The organism is Exiguobacterium aurantiacum, from assembly GCF_001766415.1.
Lineage (GTDB): Bacteria > Bacillota > Bacilli > Exiguobacteriales > Exiguobacteriaceae > Exiguobacterium > Exiguobacterium aurantiacum_A.
In genome coordinates, this window is sequence record NZ_MKXO01000005.1 from 124,716 (window position 1) to 140,314 (window position 15,599).

A 15,599-nucleotide genomic window follows, 5' to 3' on the forward strand; every position below is an offset into this window, starting at 1 on the left:
CACGTATCAAGCAGCAACGGCTGAACGTTCAAAATGGTCGGGTCTGATTGGATAGTGATAAGATAAAGACAGCGTTATCACTCAAAGGGAGGCAGATTTATGCTCGCACCAATCGAACAGTTGACGATCGAAGAGCTCATCAGTAAGCAACGTCGTTTCTTTAAGACGCAAGCGACCAAATCGCTCGCATTCCGTCTCAGTATGTTGACGTTTTTGAAAGAATCAATCAAACATCACGAAGCAGAGATTATCGAAGCGTTAAAAACAGATTTAAATAAATCAGAGCTCGATGCGTTCACGACGGAGATCGGCTTTATTTACGACGAGATCAGTCGGACGAATCGAGAGTTGAAGCGTTGGATGCGCCCGAAACGGGTTCGCGGCGCAGCGATCCACCTCGGGACAAAAAGTGAAGTCATGTATGAACCGTACGGCACCGTTCTCATTATCGCGCCTTGGAATTATCCATTCCAATTGGCAATCGCACCGCTCATCGGAGCAATCGCGGCCGGGAACACGGCTGTCGTGAAACCGTCGGAATTGACGCCGAACGTGGCCCAAGTAATGACGAAAGTGCTCGAACGGGCGTTCACCGATCGTTACGTCGTCAGCGTCGAAGGGGATAAAGACGTCGCTCAAGCTTTGCTCGCGCAAAAATGGGATCATATCTTCTTTACCGGTTCGACCCAAGTCGGAAAAATCGTCATGGAGGCTGCGGCCAAGCAATTGACGCCGGTCACGCTCGAATTAGGTGGGAAGTCACCGGCCATCGTCCATGAAGATGCCAATATTAACATTGCGGCGAAACGGATTGCGTGGGGGAAATGGATGAACGCCGGGCAGACGTGTGTCGCCCCGGACTACGTGCTCGTCCACGAGTCGAAACGTGATGCGTTTCTTGAAGCAATCAAGCGGGAAGCGTTCCTGATGTTTGGGAACGGAATCGGGACAGAACGGTTCACCCGGATCGTCAGCGAGTCTCATTTTGATCGGTTGACGAGTTATTTGAGTCAAGGGGACGTCTTCTTCGGGGGAGCGACGGAGCGGGAAAGTTTGAAAATCGCCCCGACCGTCATGACGGATATTCATGATGGGGCTGCTGTCATGAAAGACGAGATTTTCGGACCGATTTTGCCGGTGCTGACGTATCGTCAACTCGATGAGGCGATCGAGTTTGTGTCCGACCGTCCGCATCCGCTCGCGCTCTATCTGTTCACGGAAACGAAAGCTGTCGAACAGACGGTGCTCAAGCATCTGACATTCGGCGGCGGTTGTGTCAACGATGTCCTCATGCATTTGACAAACCCGAACTTGCCATTTGGCGGTGTCGGGGAGAGTGGGATGGGGGCTTATCACGGACGCTATAGCTTTGAGGCGTTCAGCCATGCCAAATCAATATTACGCAACACGACAAAATTTGATGTGCCGATTCGTTATCCAAACTTTAAAGGAGCGGAGAAGCTGATCCGTCTCGTCTATCGCTGAGACTGATCTGAGACTGTAGACTTTCTACAGTCTTTTTTTTATGAGAACGAATTGAAAAATAGAAGATTGTTTGAAATGTCACATACTTTTGTGATCAGGGTGCTCACGCTACTGTATAATAAAGCCATAAATGAAACGTACGAGACATTCCAGGCACCAATGAATTGTGGAGGGAGCAGACGAATATGTCTACGAAATGTGGGACGACCGAACCGAACAGCTTTATCTTTTCAGCGGAGACGAAACAGTTATTGCTCGAAATGATGACACCTCAAGACTACCCGAAGGCTAGCATCGTCTGTTGGGAAGGTGAGAAGTGTGATAAATTCTTTTATTTGAAGAGCGGATCTGTCAAATTCACGAAGATCACGAAAAAAGGGAATCCAATCGTCATGTTCTTATATGGCGCCGACGATTTTTTTGGTGAGTTTGATATCGTCGACACGTTCCCGAGTTCTTACAGCATCGAGACGACGGAAGAAAGTGTCATTGGCGTTATTTCAAAGAAAGACATCGAGACTATCATGCAGCAAGACGCCAAATTTGCCGGTGACGTGCTGCGCTGGACGTCGATGATGCGTAAACATTCAGAGATGAAACTGCGTGATTTGCTATTGTACGGAAAGCCGGGAGCGCTCGCATCGACGTTGCTTCGGATGGCGGCCATGCACGGTGTGGAGGAAGATGACGCGGTCGTCATCTCACGACATCCTTCCGATGGGGAGCTCGGTCAACTGATCGGGGCACCGCGTGAGACCGTCAACCGGATGATGAACCAGTGGCGAAAAGAAGGCGTCCTGACAACGACGGGAAACTCGATCGTCTTGCATGATATCGATTTCTTAAAAGAGCTGTGCCATTGCGAAGGCTGTCCGGCCGGGATTTGCCGATTATAACGAGGAACCGTCTCTTAGAGAGGCGGTTTTTTTGTCGTCTTGATTTGGCTAATTGTGAATTTTATGTGTGGAAACTACGCAAAATTGATGTGATTGTCACTTTTGAAGTGATAAAAGTCACATATTAAGTCGGGGTGAATTTCATACAATGAAAGAGGAAATTATAGCGAAAGGGGTCCTTCACGTGGATAAGAACGGTGGACAAGAACCGAATCTGAAAGGCACGTTTACATCGGTCATGATCGTCGCGGGTGTCATCATCGCCATGTGGTCGTCGGTCTTTTATTTATTTGTTACACGATAACGTCAAAAGGAGAAAACAAACATGCATATTCATAAGCTTGAAAAATATTGGTTGATCTTTGGCATCGTTCTATTAGGCGTGTTTTTGACAGTGCTCGGCATTTCGGCGTTTGCGGCCGGCAACCAGCCCGCATCGGACGCTGATTTGATCGACCCGGCGAAAGTGCATCAGACGGCGCCGTTCGATAAACCTGGACTTAATAAAATTGGTGATAACGAGTATGAACTCGTCATGGTCGCGCAGGCGTTCACGTTCACACCGGGTAACGTTGAAATCCCGAAAGGTGCGAAAGTGACGTTTCTCGTCACGTCACCGGACGTCGTCCACGGTTTCCAGTTGACGGGGACACCGGTCAACATGATGGTCGTGCCGGGGCATATCAACTCGCTCACGTATACGTTTGAAGAAACAGGCGAATTTTTAATTCTCTGTAACGAATATTGCGGGACGGGCCATCACATGATGGCGACAAAAATTAAGGTGGTGGACTAAATGAACGACGTAGCCTCAAAACTGAAACAGTGGGAAATGGAGCGCGGTGTGCCGGTGCCGAGCATCGGTGTGAAAGAAGCGCGCCTCGCCTATGCCCACGTTGTCGTCTCGGTACTCGCCGTCTTGATTGGAGCGATCGCGGGACTCATGCAGACGCTCATCCGTACAGGAATCATTCCGGAAGTGTTCGGTTACTATCAATTGTTGACGGCCCACGGTATCATGCTTGGTCTCGTCTTTACGACGATGTTTATCATCGGCTTACTTTACGCGCTGCTCGCCAAGTCGTTCGGACGGTTTGAATCGTTCCCGACACGTGTCGCTTGGCTCGGTTTTTGGATGATCATCGCCGGGGCGGTACTCGTGACGATCATGGTGCTCGCCAATAAAGCGACTGTACTTTACACGTTCTACGCTCCGCTCATGGCCGACCCGATCTTCTATGTCGGTCTCGTTCTCTTCGTCGTCGGTACATGGTTCTCGGCGTTCGCGATGTTCCGCATGTATGCGGACTATAAACGGGAACACCCTGGCGTCCATCCGCCACTCCCAGCGTACATGAGTATCATGACGATGTTGCTATGGGTCATCGCGACACTCGGTGTTGCCGGGACGATTTTGTTCCAACTGCTCCCGCTCTCGCTCGGATGGAAAGACACGGTCGGGATTGAACTGAGCCGGACGTTGTTCTGGTACTTCGGTCACCCGCTCGTTTACTTCTGGCTCATGCCGGCCTATATCGTCTGGTATACGGTCGTGCCGAAAGTCATCGGTGGGAAGATCTTCTCGGACGCGCTCGCGCGGATGGCGTTCTTGTTATTCCTCTTGTTCTCGTTCCCGGTCGGTTTCCACCACCAGTTGACAGAGCCGGGGATTGATCCGTTTTGGAAGTTCGTCCAAGTCATCTTGACGTTCCTCGTCGTCATTCCGTCGTTCATGACGGCGTTCTCGCTGTTCGCGACGTTCGAGCTGCGGGGACGCGCTCTCGGAGCACGCGGTCTGTTCGGTTGGGTCAAAAAGATGCCGTACGGCGATGTGCGTTTCCTCGCCCCGTTCGTCGGGATGTTGTTCTTCATTCCGGCTGGTGCCGGCGGTATCATCAACGCGTCGCACCAATTGAACGCGATGGTCCACAACACGCTTTGGGTCACCGGTCACTTCCATATCACGGTCGGAACGGCCGTCGCCTTGACGTTCTTTGGAACTGCCTATTGGCTCGTACCGGTACTACGCGGACGTACACTCACGAAATCAATGAACCGTCTCGGTTTGATTCAGACGGGGACGTGGGCGTTCGGGATGTCGATCATGTCGTATGCGATGCACATCTCAGGCCTTCAAGGTAACCCGCGTCGGACCGGTCCGGCGACGTATTTCTCAGACGCGTTGACGCGTGAATGGATCCCGTACCATATGGCGATGGCAATCGGCGGGACGATCCTTCTCGTCTCGGTGCTCATCTTCGTATATTCGATGTTCAACTTGTCATTCCTCGCACCAAAAGGTGAGGAAGAGTTCCCACTCGCAGAAACGGAAGAGGCGGCAATGGAGACGCCACGGTTCTTTGAGAACTGGAAGCTCTGGATCACGGTCACGTTCGTCTTGATCGCATTCGCCTACACGGTTCCGATTTGGCACTTGATTGAAAGCGCGCCTCCGGGAGCGAAAGGTTGGGTGCTCTGGTAAACTGAAGTCAGCCTCTAGGGCTGACTTTTTTGATTTGGGGGAGAACGTATGGAGACGTTACAGGAAGTGATTCGTGAAGCATACGCTAACCGTGTCCACGACCGGCCGTTCATCGTCGCGATCGACGGCTTGAGCGGGGCCGGGAAGACGACGCTCGTCGAACAATTGAGTGGTATCGCGCCGAACGAACTGCTTCTACATATTGATGACTTCATCGTCGAACGGCATCGGCGCTATGAGACGGGGCAGCCTGAGGCGGTGGAATACTATGCGCTCCAATGGGACGTCGATCTGCTCGTGAAGATGTTGTTCGAGCCGTTGTCCCGAGGTGAGACGCGTCTGACGTTGCCATACTACGAGCGAGACGAGGACGCGATTGTCATGCGGACGATCGATGTGGCTCCGAATGCGCTCGTGTTGATTGAAGGCATCTTCTTATTGCGGGACGAGTGGCGGTCGTATTTCGACTACATCGTTTATCTTGACTGTCCACGCGAGACGCGTTACGAGCGTGTGCTAAATCGCGATACGTATATCGGCGATTTAGCGGCACGGCTCGCCAAATATGAGCGCCGCTACTGGCCGGGTGAAGCGCACTACATCAAGACGGTCAATCCAGTGATACGAGCCGACTATATCGTCCGCTCATCAAACTGACGCATCCTAATCAATGAGGATGCGTCTTTTGTTTTGGATTGTTTTGGGAAATTATTATTGACAGTCAAGTGTATTACGGTAATAATACAGTCAGATAGTGTATTAGTCGCATCATACACTTAGAGAGGTGACAACATGATCATTCAATTTAACACGAGGTCTCCCGTCTACATCCAAGTCGTCGACTACTTCAAAAAGAAGATGGCGCTAGGCGAGTTGAAGGCGGGCGAAGAGATGCCGTCGCGGCGAGAGCTCGCGACCGAACTGAAAATCAATCCGAACACCGTCCAAAAGGCGTTCAAGGAAATGGAGGAACAGCAATTGATCACGACCGAACGCAATCGTCCAAGTCGGGTGACGACGGACGACCACGTATTAAAACGAATTCGGACCGAACTCGTCGATGAGGCGGTCGCTGTCTTCGTCGAATCGATTCAAGAGCTCGACGTCACGATGGACGAGCTCGTCAGCAAAATCAAACGGCAATATGGGGAGGGGAATCTCGATGATCGAGGTACTGGGAGTTAAGAAGCGCTATCGTAACAAACAAGTCATCGAAGATGTGTCGTTCACGGCGAATAAAGGCGAGATCACATGTCTCATCGGTCTGAACGGGACCGGTAAATCGACGATTTTAAAAGGCATCATGGGATTGACCCCGTTCGATCAAGGCAACGTTTTGATTGACGGCAAGCCAATCGATTTGAACACTGTCGCGTTCGTACCGGATCATTCGACGTTCCCGATCCACTTTTCGATCGAGCAGTGCGAAGCGTTCATGCGCGATTTTTATCCGAAGTTCGACCCGAAACTGTTCGCTAGACTCGTCGACGAGTTCAAACTGTTTCCGGAAGATAAGTTGAGAGAACTGTCGAAAGGGACGCTCGCCAAGGTGAATTTGGCGCTCGGCATCGCTCAAGACCCGGATTACTTGCTGCTCGACGAACCGTTCTCAGGTATCGATGTGTTTTCAAAAGAGCAAATCGTCGAGCTGTTTTCGAGTGACATCATGGAAGACCGCGGTGTCTTGATCACGACGCACGAGATTGACGACATCGAGTATTTGGTCGACAAAGCCGTCATGTTGAACCGGGGACGGATCGTCCGTGAATTCGACGTCGAGGACGTCCGCTTCATTCACGGGAAATCGATCGTCGACGTCATGAGAGAGGAGTATGGGGCATGAACGTGTTGAAACTGATCAGTTGGGAGCTTGATCGCGTAAAAAAATCCTATTTGATTTTGGTTGGTATACTGTTGCTGCTGCAATTCGGCTGGCTAGGTGCTTTCTTATGGAGGCAGAATGCTACATATGAAGAAATGAGACTAGAGGGTATGACGGGTTATACGGTCTCGTTCATAAATTACATCGGGAGCACTATTTTTACTCTTTCGGTTGGTGTCGCGATCGTCGCGATGATTTTTTTCAGCGTATGGATTTGGTACCGCGATTTTCAAGGGCGCGGTATGTTTATGATGCGGCTATTGACGATACCAACGGGGAGAATGGAGCTGTTCGTTGCGAAATTTGTGACGGTCATGATGCTCATTTTAGGGCTGTTCGCGATTCAATGGATGGCATTGTTTTTGCAATATCAACTGTTCTCGGCTTGGCTGAACGCCAAAATGATTCCGCTTCAAGGATCGTTCGAGAGGGCGATACAATTCGATTATCTTGCCATGATGTATCCAGAGAGCGGATTTAACTTCCTCGTGCATCAGGTGCTAATCGCATTTGTCGTGCTCGCACTCTTCACGTTCGTTTTAGTGGAGCGGGGTCTATGGCAACGGACGCTTTGGTCACCGTTCTTGGCGATTTGTGTAGTGAGCGGTTTGATCGCGTTGCCGACTTTTCTGATTATTTATTTTGATCGCTATTTGTTTATGGATGAACAGATTGGACTGTTCGGTTTAGCCTTGATCGGGATGGTCTTCGGGCTGACGTTGCTAAGCCGTCGCTTCCTTTCAAAAAAAATGAGTGTGTGAGGTGAATCGCATGAAACGAATAGTGAACGTGGTCGCCTTAGGTGTGATTATCACGGTAGGGCTCGCCACATATGCCGTCAGCGGGACGGAAAAAGAGACGGATTGGTCACTCCAAGTCGAATCAAATAAAAAGGTGTGGGAAAATCGAATCGTTCAAGTCGCTAAAGATTCGATGGATCAGCCCTATACGCATATCAATGTGACATTGAATGGGAGCACCCCCTCGAATAAGGGAAGTTACTTTAAGCAGCTCCTCGATTTTCAAGCGAATTTCGGGGAAGACTCTCGATCGTTCAAACGAGCGCTGAAACAGTTGGATTATGCGCAACGCATTTGGACGACGGATGGGGAGATGGCAATTGGCCAAAAAGATCGTGATACGTTAGTGTTGCTCAAATCAAAAGACGGTAAGGAAGTAGACGTTACCGAGTTTAAACAGGCACGAGAGATATTAGAAAGTGGTTGGAAGGGATTCTATGTTTATGACGGTAAAGTCCACCTTCTATACGATCAAAACTATGAAACGACGAACCATCACGTGGCGACGTTCGATGAATCGACGAAGACGTTCGTCACGCAAAAGATTGATCGGTCCAAGACGTTGATCGGAGGAGTCGTGGGGGCGGAATGGTCATGGTACCCATCTGCGTATCAAGGTCAAGTGGCGACGGACAACCGCTATATTCCGATTCGGGCGACGGCACTTGAGACGTTGCAAGAAGATACGGGTGAGGAGTATACGTCAGAAATGGATTTACCGGGATTATTTGTCTATGATGCCAAAGAAAACAAAGTAGTGACAGTGAATCAATCGGAAGAATTGAAAGGTACGCTATTCAAAGATCAGGAGTATCGTGCGATTCGATCTGACGGAACAGAATTGATTATTGATTTAAACTCGTTAGAGCAGACGACTCGCCAAGTCATTCAAGGTGCAGTCGGGTCAATCACTTATATCGATCAGTTAGTCTATCATGTGCTTCCTAAAAAAGAAGGAGCCATGTTAGAAGTATATGATGAAGGGGAAATGGTTTCGCGCGCTTCCATAAAAGCAGAAGGAGACAGCGGACAGACTTCGAATCAACCCGTCCATTACTATGTTTACTAATACAAAAACCGAGAGGCGGCTGCCTCTCGGTTATTTCGTTGGTTTCGGGATGATGACCCCTTCTTCTAAATCAAGCAACATATCGATCAGTTCCGCGCAAAACTCAGGGAATTGATCGAGGAACGCACCTGGACCGACCTCATCCATGAAGTCGATGTACAGATCTGCTACGTTGCCAGCCATCTTCGCTGGAAGTGCGAGGAAGGCCGACCCGAAGCGCCAGCTGCCACGGATATCGAGCAGCTTGCCGAGCATGACGTCGCCCGGTTCACGAACTTCTGGAAGCATCACCTTGTACGTCTCTTTCGTCTCCCAGTCGCGGAGACCGTCCTCGGTCACTTCAAACACAGAGCACCGGGGGACGGCGAGACCACGCAAGGCGTGATAAAGGGCGGGTGACATATCGGCTTTATGGTCCGCCAAATAGCGGCCGTGCGGTGTCATCCCGTCCTCATCCGTCTCAAAGAAGACGGCCCAATCGATGAACAAATCGCGGAACAGTTCGGCGTCTTTCAAGTGCCACGTGCCTTCCGAAGCGATCTCTTGGATATAGTTCGTCCACTGCGTGCTGCGTGCGAGTGCCGCTTGCTCGTATAACTTTTTCAGTTCGGCCAGCAATTCGGACTCTTCGACGAGCAAAGGGAAGGGAATTACTTTCCGGTCTTTTTTCATCGCCGTGGTCCTCGCTTGTCTGCAGGACGTTTGACGACCGGCGGTTTGTCTTCGATCCGTTTCTCGATGACTTCGCCACGGTAAATCTCAAGCTCTTTCAATTCGACACCGAGCTGGCGGGCGAACGATTTCAAGTGCGTCAAATCTTCCGGTGTCACGATCGAGAGGACCGTCCCGGCCGCGCTACCGCGAGCGGTCCGTCCTGAGCGGTGGATGAAGTCATCGGTCGATTCAGGTAAATCGAAATGGACGACGTGCGTCACTTCATCGATGTCGAGTCCGCGCGCTGCGAGACCCGTCGTGATGAGGAGCGGATATTCGCCTTTACGGAATTCGCGGAGCGTCTCGACGCGGGCACGTTTCCCTTTCAAGCTATCGAGCATACGGTAGTTCACTTTCATCTTATCGAGCTCACCTTTGAGCGGCGGTAAGAACGAGCGGTTGTTGATGAAGGCGAGCACTTTGACACCGTCGACGTGTGACAGGCGACGAAGCAATTCTGGCTTATAGCGACGTGTCGTCAACATATAGCCGTACGTCACTTGAGCACTGACAGTCCGTTCGACCTTCACGTGAACCGGTTCTTTCAAGAACGGGGCAGCCCAGGCTTGAAGCGTGTCCGTCAACGTCGCCGAAACGAGTGAGATTTGATGCTCGTGCGCCGTATGGTTGATGATGCGCTCGGCCGCTTCCGTCAATCCGCTGTCGATGATTTGATCGGCTTCATCTAGCACGATCGTATGCGTTTCGTGCAGTTTAAGTTTTTTCTTCTCGATCAATTCAACGAGACGTCCTGGTGTCCCGACGATTAAATGCGGTTTTTTCTTCAAGCGATCGATTTGGCGCTTCAGTTCGACGCCGCCGATGAACGAGGCGATCCGGACGTCACCTTTTTCGGTGAAACGTTGCGCCACCGTTTGGATCTGCATGACGAGTTCGCGCGTCGGTGCGACGATGACGACTTGGATCCGGTCGTTCGAGGCATCGATTTTTTCAATAGCGGGTAAAAGATAAGCGAGTGTCTTACCTGTCCCTGTCGGTGCTTCGATCGTGACGTCTTTTCCTTCTAAAAGGGGCGGGAACGCTTCCGCTTGGACCGGCATCGGTTCGTTAAAGCCAAGGCGTTCCCAGGCTTCGTTAATGAATGGTTTTGTAAAGTTCATATCAGTTCTCCTTATCGTTGGGCAAAAACAAAGGAAGCATAAGCGCTCCCTGGTTCAAATATAGCGAACATGTTCAGTGTCTTGGTCAATCGATGAACGGAGTGTCTGTGTGTACACTTGCCCGTCCTCGACTAGTTTGATGTGCACGTCGATGTGCTCAGGTGAGGCTTCGACACCTTCGACCGTGAAGCCTTGATACACGCGGTATTCCAATTCCTTAAGCAATTTTGCATAGGCGTTTAGTTCTGGATACGTCGTCGCGACGTCGATTGGGCGCGACACGAGTGCGACCATTAAATGGTCACGGAAATCGATGAAATCCTCATTCTCGATATCGTCATCAAAGCGAATCCAAAAGCCTTTTTCTTCAAATTCTGTGATAAATCCGTCGCGCTTGTCTCCAGCCTCTTCGACTTTAAGGGAGATGCGGTCACCGGCTTTTAAGTTATGCTCGGCTGTTAATGGTTCATACGTCATGGGAAGAACCCCTTCCTCTTCTACAATGTTCTGCTTCCATTGTGCTCGATATAAGGCAAAAATTCAAGTTCTATCCCGAACCTGTGAGTTAAGTCACTACAAAAACTGTATGATTTTTCACAACTCCTTAAAGATAATACAGGATTCACAAGAACGTGAACGGATAGGGATTCGTCTGTTTCTATGTAAGTTGAAAAACTACTATAACAGATAAAATAGCGCTTACAAAAACGGCGTAACACCAATGTTCATGAGATTGTTACAACTTTCACAAGAATGTAAAACATATTGTTCACGTTTTCACGTACACTCATATTATAAGGAATCAGGCAGTTATCTCAACTATGAGGAGTGACCATAATGGCAACTGAAATTAAATCAGCCTGGTCAGGATTTGTTCCTGGACAGTGGACGAACGAAGTGAATGTCGGTGAATTTATCCGCTTGAACCGCCACGAGTATACAGGGGATGACCGTTTCTTAGTCGGACCGACAGAGGCGACGAATCGTCTTTGGGGACAAGTGATGGAATTGACGAAAGAAGAACGGGAACGCGGGGGCGTTTGGGATGTCGATCAAAACACGCCGTCGACAATTATCTCACACGGACCTGGGTACTTAAATAAAGACCTTGAAAAAGTCGTCGGTGTCCAAACGGACGAACCGTTCAAACGCTCGATTCATCCGAACGGCGGCATTCGCATGGTCGACGCCGCGCTCGAGTCATACGGCTTCGAACCAAATCCTGAAATCACAAAAATCTATTCAGACATTCGTAAAACACACAACCAAGGTGTTTTCGATGCCTACACACCAGAGATGCGGGCGGCACGTAAGTCAGGGATCATCACAGGTCTCCCAGACGCATACGGACGTGGCCGGATCATCGGTGACTACCGTCGCGTTGCCTTGTACGGTTTAGATTTCTTGATTGCCGAGCGTAAAAAAGATTTGGCAAACAATGGCGGTTTCCTCTCGGAAGCAGACATTCGGACGCGGGAAGAGATGTCTGAACAGCTTCGTGCCCTTCAAGAATTGAAACAACTCGGCGCTGCTTACGGATTCGACCTCGGTCGCCCGGCTGAAACGACGCAAGAAGCCTATCAATGGGTATATCTCGCTTACCTTGCAGCTGTCAAAGAACAAAACGGTGCGGCGATGTCTCTCGGACGCGTATCGACATTCCTTGACGTGTACGCTGAGCGTGACATGGCGGCGGGCCGTTTGACAGAGTCAGACGTCCAAGAAATCGTCGATCACTTCATCATGAAACTCCGCATCGTCAAATTCTTGCGGACGCCTGACTATAACGAATTGTTCTCTGGAGATCCAACGTGGGTCACGGAATCAATCGGTGGGATGAGTGAGGATGGCCGTTCGAACGTCACGAAGAGCTCGTTCCGTTTCCTTCACTCGCTCACAAACCTCGGCCCGGCACCAGAACCGAACTTGACGGTGCTTTGGTCGACGAAATTACCGGAAGGATTCAAACAATATTGCGCGAAGATGTCAATTGAGACGTCGGCGATCCAATACGAGAACGACGACCTCATGCTTCCAGAGTTTGGTGACGATTACGGCATCGCCTGCTGTGTGTCACCGATGAAAATCGGCAAACAGATGCAGTTCTTCGGTGCCCGTGCCAATATGGCGAAAGCACTCCTCTACAGCATGAACGGTGGACGCGATGAGAAGAGCGGCGAACAAATCGCTCCGGCTTGGGACATGAACACAGAAGACGTCCTCACGTACGACAAAGTGTACGCTGACTTCGACCGGACGCTCGACTGGCTCGCGGAGCTTTACGTCAACACACTCAACGTCATTCACTTCATGCATGATAAATATGCGTACGAACGGATTGAAATGGCGCTCCACGACCCTGAAATCTTACGGACGATGGCTTGTGGTATCGCTGGCCTTTCGGTGACGGCGGACAGCTTGTCAGCAATCAAATATGCGACGGTCAAACCGGTCCGGAATGAATTCGGCATCGCTGTCGACTTTGAAACAGAAGGCGACTTCCCGAAATTCGGAAACAACGATGACCGTGTCGACGCGATCGCCGTCGAACTTACGAAATCGTTCATGGAAAAAGTCCGGAAACACAAAACGTATCGCGACGCGCTTCATACGCAATCGGTCTTGACGATCACGTCGAACGTCGTGTACGGCAAGAAAACAGGTAATACACCGGACGGCCGTCGTGCTGGTGAGCCGTTCGCACCGGGTGCGAACCCGATGCACGGCCGCGATACGAAAGGAGCGGCAGCGTCGCTCTCGTCAGTCGCCAAACTTCCGTTCGAACACGCGCAAGACGGTATCTCATACACGTTCTCGATCGTACCGAAAGCACTCGGTAAAGAAGACGTCGCACGTGAACTTAACTTGGCGGCACTTCTTGACGGCTATATGGGTGGCGAGCACAAAGGTCACCACTTGAACGTCAACGTCTTCAACCGTGAGACGTTGCTCGACGCCATGGAACATCCAGAAGAGTATCCGCAGCTCACGATCCGCGTATCAGGTTACGCCGTCAACTTCATCAAGTTGACACGCGAGCAACAGATCGACGTCATCAACCGGACGTTCCACGGTTCATTATAAGTAAAGGCTTGGCGGCCTTCGCTTGAAGGCCGCTCATTCGTTAGGAGGTCATCTCGATGACAATGGGATATGTACACTCGGTCGAATCGTTTGGAACCGTTGACGGCCCGGGAATTCGTTTTATCGTCTTTTTGCAAGGTTGTGCGCTTCGCTGCTTGTATTGCCACAACGCTGATACGTGGGATTTTAAAAAGAATAACCATCGTTCGGCCGAGGACGTCATTCAAGAAGCGCTCAGCTATCGTCCGTTCATGGAAGCATCAAAAGGCGGCATCACAATTTCAGGGGGCGATCCGCTCGCGCAACCAGAGTTTTTAGAAGCGCTGTTGCGTGAAGCGAAAAAACACGGGCTCCACACGACGCTCGATACGTCGGGTGCACTCCGTCCCCCTAACCTTGACGCCATCTTAGACCACACCGACCTCGTCTTGCTCGATATTAAACACATCGATGACGACATGTGCAAGAAACTGACAGGACGGAGCAACGCCAACACGCTCGCGCTTGCTGAACACTTATCCGAGCGCGGAACGAAAATGTGGATTCGCCACGTCCTTGTCCCGGAATGGACGCTTGATGAAGGGGCGCTCCGGCGCACGGCGGCGTTCATTCAAAAACTCGACCACGTCGAGAAAGTCGAAATCTTGCCGTATCACGAGATGGGCGTCTATAAATGGGAGGCGCTCGGCCTCGACTATCCGTTAAAAGGCATCAAACCACCGACGACGGAAGAAGTCGAGTGGGCGGAAGGAATCTTACAAGGTACAGTCTAAAAAACTGCGCAGACCGTTATGGTCTGCGCAGTTTTTCGTGTTATAGCCGCTTATCACGTACGTGGCGGCGAATGGCGTCCTCGTCGAGCGGACGGTTGGCGACACCGGTCTCGACAGCAGTCTTCGCGACGGCGATCGCGACGGCCGGTGCGACCCGCTCGTCGAACGGGCTCGGGATAACGATGCCGTTCGCGAGATCTCCTTCTGTCAACAAGTCGGCGATCGCATGGACGGCCGCTTCTTTCATCTCTTCGTTGATCTCTGACGCCCGGACGTCGAGCGCCCCACGGAAAATGCCGGGGAAGGCGAGGACGTTGTTCACTTGGTTGGCGAAGTCCGAGCGACCGGTCGCGACGATGCGGGCACCAGCGGAAGTCGCGAGATCCGGCATAATCTCTGGAATTGGGTTCGCGAGGGCGAAGATGATCGAATCTGCGGCCATCGAGCGGACCATGTCCTCGGTGACGGCACCTGCGGCCGAGACACCGATGAAGACGTCGGCCCCCTCGAGCACGTCTGAGAGCGTGCCGACGTGGAGCTTCCGGTTCGTCGCCTTGGCGATCTGGTCTTTGAACGGGTTCATGCCGTCGGCGCGTCCTTCATAGATCGCACCTTTCGTATCACAGATGACGAGGTCCTCTACGCCGAAGCGCTTGAGCAGCTTGGCGATGGCGATTCCGGCGGCCCCGGCTCCGTTCATGACGACACGCAGTTCAGGCATCGCTTTGTCGACTAAACGGAGTGCATTGACGAGGCCGGCCAAGACGACGATGGCCGTCCCGTGTTGATCGTCATGGAAGACCGGGATCGGGAGCGTCTGCTTCAACCGGGCCTCGATCTCAAAACATTCGGGTGCCTTGATGTCTTCTAAGTTGACGGCGCCGAACGTCGGGGCGAGCAGTTCGACCGTCCGCACGATCTCATCGACGTTGTGTGTGTCTAAACAAATCGGGAACGCATCGACCCCGGCGAAACTTTTGAACAGGACGGCCTTGCCTTCCATGACCGGCAGCGCCGCCTCCGGACCGATGTTGCCGAGCCCGAGTACGGCGCTTCCGTCCGAGACGACGGCGACCGTGTTGGCGCGCAACGTATATTCATAGGACAGCTCTTTATTGTCGGCGATGCGGCGGCACGGTTCGGCGACGCCCGGTGAGTAGGCGAGGCTGAGCGCTTCTGTCGTGTCGACGTCGACTTTTGGCGTCGTTTCTAATTTACCGTGGTGCAAAGCATGCATCTCGAGTGCGCGTTCGTTCAATGTTTTCATAACTCTCTCCCTGTGTGCGTACGATT

Annotated in this window: 16 protein-coding genes; 12 read left to right on the forward strand and 4 right to left on the reverse strand. The window is 51.5% G+C overall.

The features are described from left to right. Positions 1–99 precede the first annotated feature (99 nt). The 10 genes from BJU60_RS10930 (at position 100) to BJU60_RS10970 (ending at position 8,614) form a co-directional block, all read left to right on the forward strand. Positions 100–1,485: an aldehyde dehydrogenase gene (locus BJU60_RS10930; protein WP_070328896.1), complete on the forward strand. Its 1,386-nt coding sequence runs from the start codon at positions 100–102 to the stop codon at positions 1,483–1,485. A gap of 185 nt (positions 1,486–1,670) precedes the next feature. Next, a complete protein-coding gene (locus BJU60_RS10935; RefSeq protein WP_070328897.1) occupies positions 1,671–2,381 on the forward strand; it encodes a Crp/Fnr family transcriptional regulator in 711 nt (236 codons plus the stop codon). A gap of 184 nt (positions 2,382–2,565) precedes the next feature. After that, positions 2,566–2,685, forward strand: coding sequence for a cytochrome c oxidase subunit 2A (locus tag BJU60_RS15170; RefSeq protein WP_233589685.1), 120 nt, complete (start codon positions 2,566–2,568; stop codon positions 2,683–2,685). A 21-nt stretch (positions 2,686–2,706) separates the two neighbouring features. Further along, on the forward strand, positions 2,707–3,177 hold the full coding sequence (locus BJU60_RS10940; protein WP_070328898.1) for a cytochrome c oxidase subunit II: 471 nt from the start codon (positions 2,707–2,709) through the stop codon (positions 3,175–3,177). Beyond that, a complete protein-coding gene (locus BJU60_RS10945; protein WP_070328899.1) occupies positions 3,178–4,863 on the forward strand; it encodes a b(o/a)3-type cytochrome-c oxidase subunit 1 in 1,686 nt (561 codons plus the stop codon). 48 nt (positions 4,864–4,911) lie between these two features. Continuing rightward, positions 4,912–5,520 carry a kinase gene (locus tag BJU60_RS10950; RefSeq protein ID WP_070328900.1) on the forward strand — a complete coding sequence of 203 codons (609 nt, stop codon included), beginning with the start codon at positions 4,912–4,914 and terminating at the stop codon, positions 5,518–5,520. Positions 5,521–5,655: 135 nt separating this feature from the next. Continuing rightward, entirely contained in the window at positions 5,656–6,048 is a 393-nt protein-coding gene (locus BJU60_RS10955) for a GntR family transcriptional regulator (protein WP_070328901.1), read from the forward strand. Next, the gene (locus BJU60_RS10960) at positions 6,026–6,706 is read left to right on the forward strand and encodes an ABC transporter ATP-binding protein (protein ID WP_070328902.1); all 681 of its coding nucleotides are present in this window, start codon (positions 6,026–6,028) and stop codon (positions 6,704–6,706) included. The genes BJU60_RS10955 and BJU60_RS10960 overlap by 23 nt, the downstream gene beginning before the upstream one ends. After that, positions 6,703–7,506, forward strand: coding sequence for a hypothetical protein (locus tag BJU60_RS10965; protein ID WP_070328903.1), 804 nt, complete (start codon positions 6,703–6,705; stop codon positions 7,504–7,506). The genes BJU60_RS10960 and BJU60_RS10965 overlap by 4 nt, the downstream gene beginning before the upstream one ends. A 10-nt stretch (positions 7,507–7,516) precedes the next feature. Then, on the forward strand, positions 7,517–8,614 hold the full coding sequence (locus BJU60_RS10970; protein ID WP_070328904.1) for a hypothetical protein: 1,098 nt from the start codon (positions 7,517–7,519) through the stop codon (positions 8,612–8,614). A gap of 30 nt (positions 8,615–8,644) precedes the next feature. Here BJU60_RS10970 and BJU60_RS10975 read toward each other — a convergent pair whose 3' ends face one another. Genes BJU60_RS10975 through BJU60_RS10985 form a run of 3 tightly spaced genes read right to left on the reverse strand, consistent with a single transcriptional unit; the run spans position 8,645 to position 10,926 of the window. Then, positions 8,645–9,286 carry a hypothetical protein gene (locus BJU60_RS10975; protein ID WP_070328905.1) on the reverse strand — a complete coding sequence of 214 codons (642 nt, stop codon included), beginning with the start codon at positions 9,284–9,286 and terminating at the stop codon, positions 8,645–8,647. Next, positions 9,283–10,449 (reverse strand): DEAD/DEAH box helicase, encoded by a 1,167-nt coding sequence (locus BJU60_RS10980; protein WP_070328906.1) that lies wholly within the window; start codon positions 10,447–10,449, stop codon positions 9,283–9,285. Before BJU60_RS10980 ends, BJU60_RS10975 begins: the two co-directional genes overlap by 4 nt. A 54-nt stretch (positions 10,450–10,503) precedes the next feature. After that, the gene (locus tag BJU60_RS10985; protein ID WP_070328907.1) at positions 10,504–10,926 is read right to left on the reverse strand and encodes a hypothetical protein; all 423 of its coding nucleotides are present in this window, start codon (positions 10,924–10,926) and stop codon (positions 10,504–10,506) included. Between the two features lie 360 nt (positions 10,927–11,286). Between BJU60_RS10985 and pflB the strand changes: the two genes are divergently transcribed. Then, positions 11,287–13,533, forward strand: a complete 2,247-nt coding sequence (gene pflB, locus BJU60_RS10990) for a formate C-acetyltransferase (protein WP_070328908.1) — start codon at positions 11,287–11,289, stop codon at positions 13,531–13,533. Between the two features lie 56 nt (positions 13,534–13,589). Beyond that, entirely contained in the window at positions 13,590–14,306 is a 717-nt protein-coding gene (gene pflA, locus BJU60_RS10995; RefSeq protein ID WP_070328909.1) for a pyruvate formate-lyase-activating protein, read from the forward strand. Between the two features lie 40 nt (positions 14,307–14,346). On the opposite strand, the gene BJU60_RS11000 is transcribed toward pflA, so the two are convergent. Further along, on the reverse strand, positions 14,347–15,573 hold the full coding sequence (locus BJU60_RS11000; RefSeq protein ID WP_070328910.1) for an NAD(P)-dependent malic enzyme: 1,227 nt from the start codon (positions 15,571–15,573) through the stop codon (positions 14,347–14,349). Positions 15,574–15,599 lie beyond the last annotated feature (26 nt).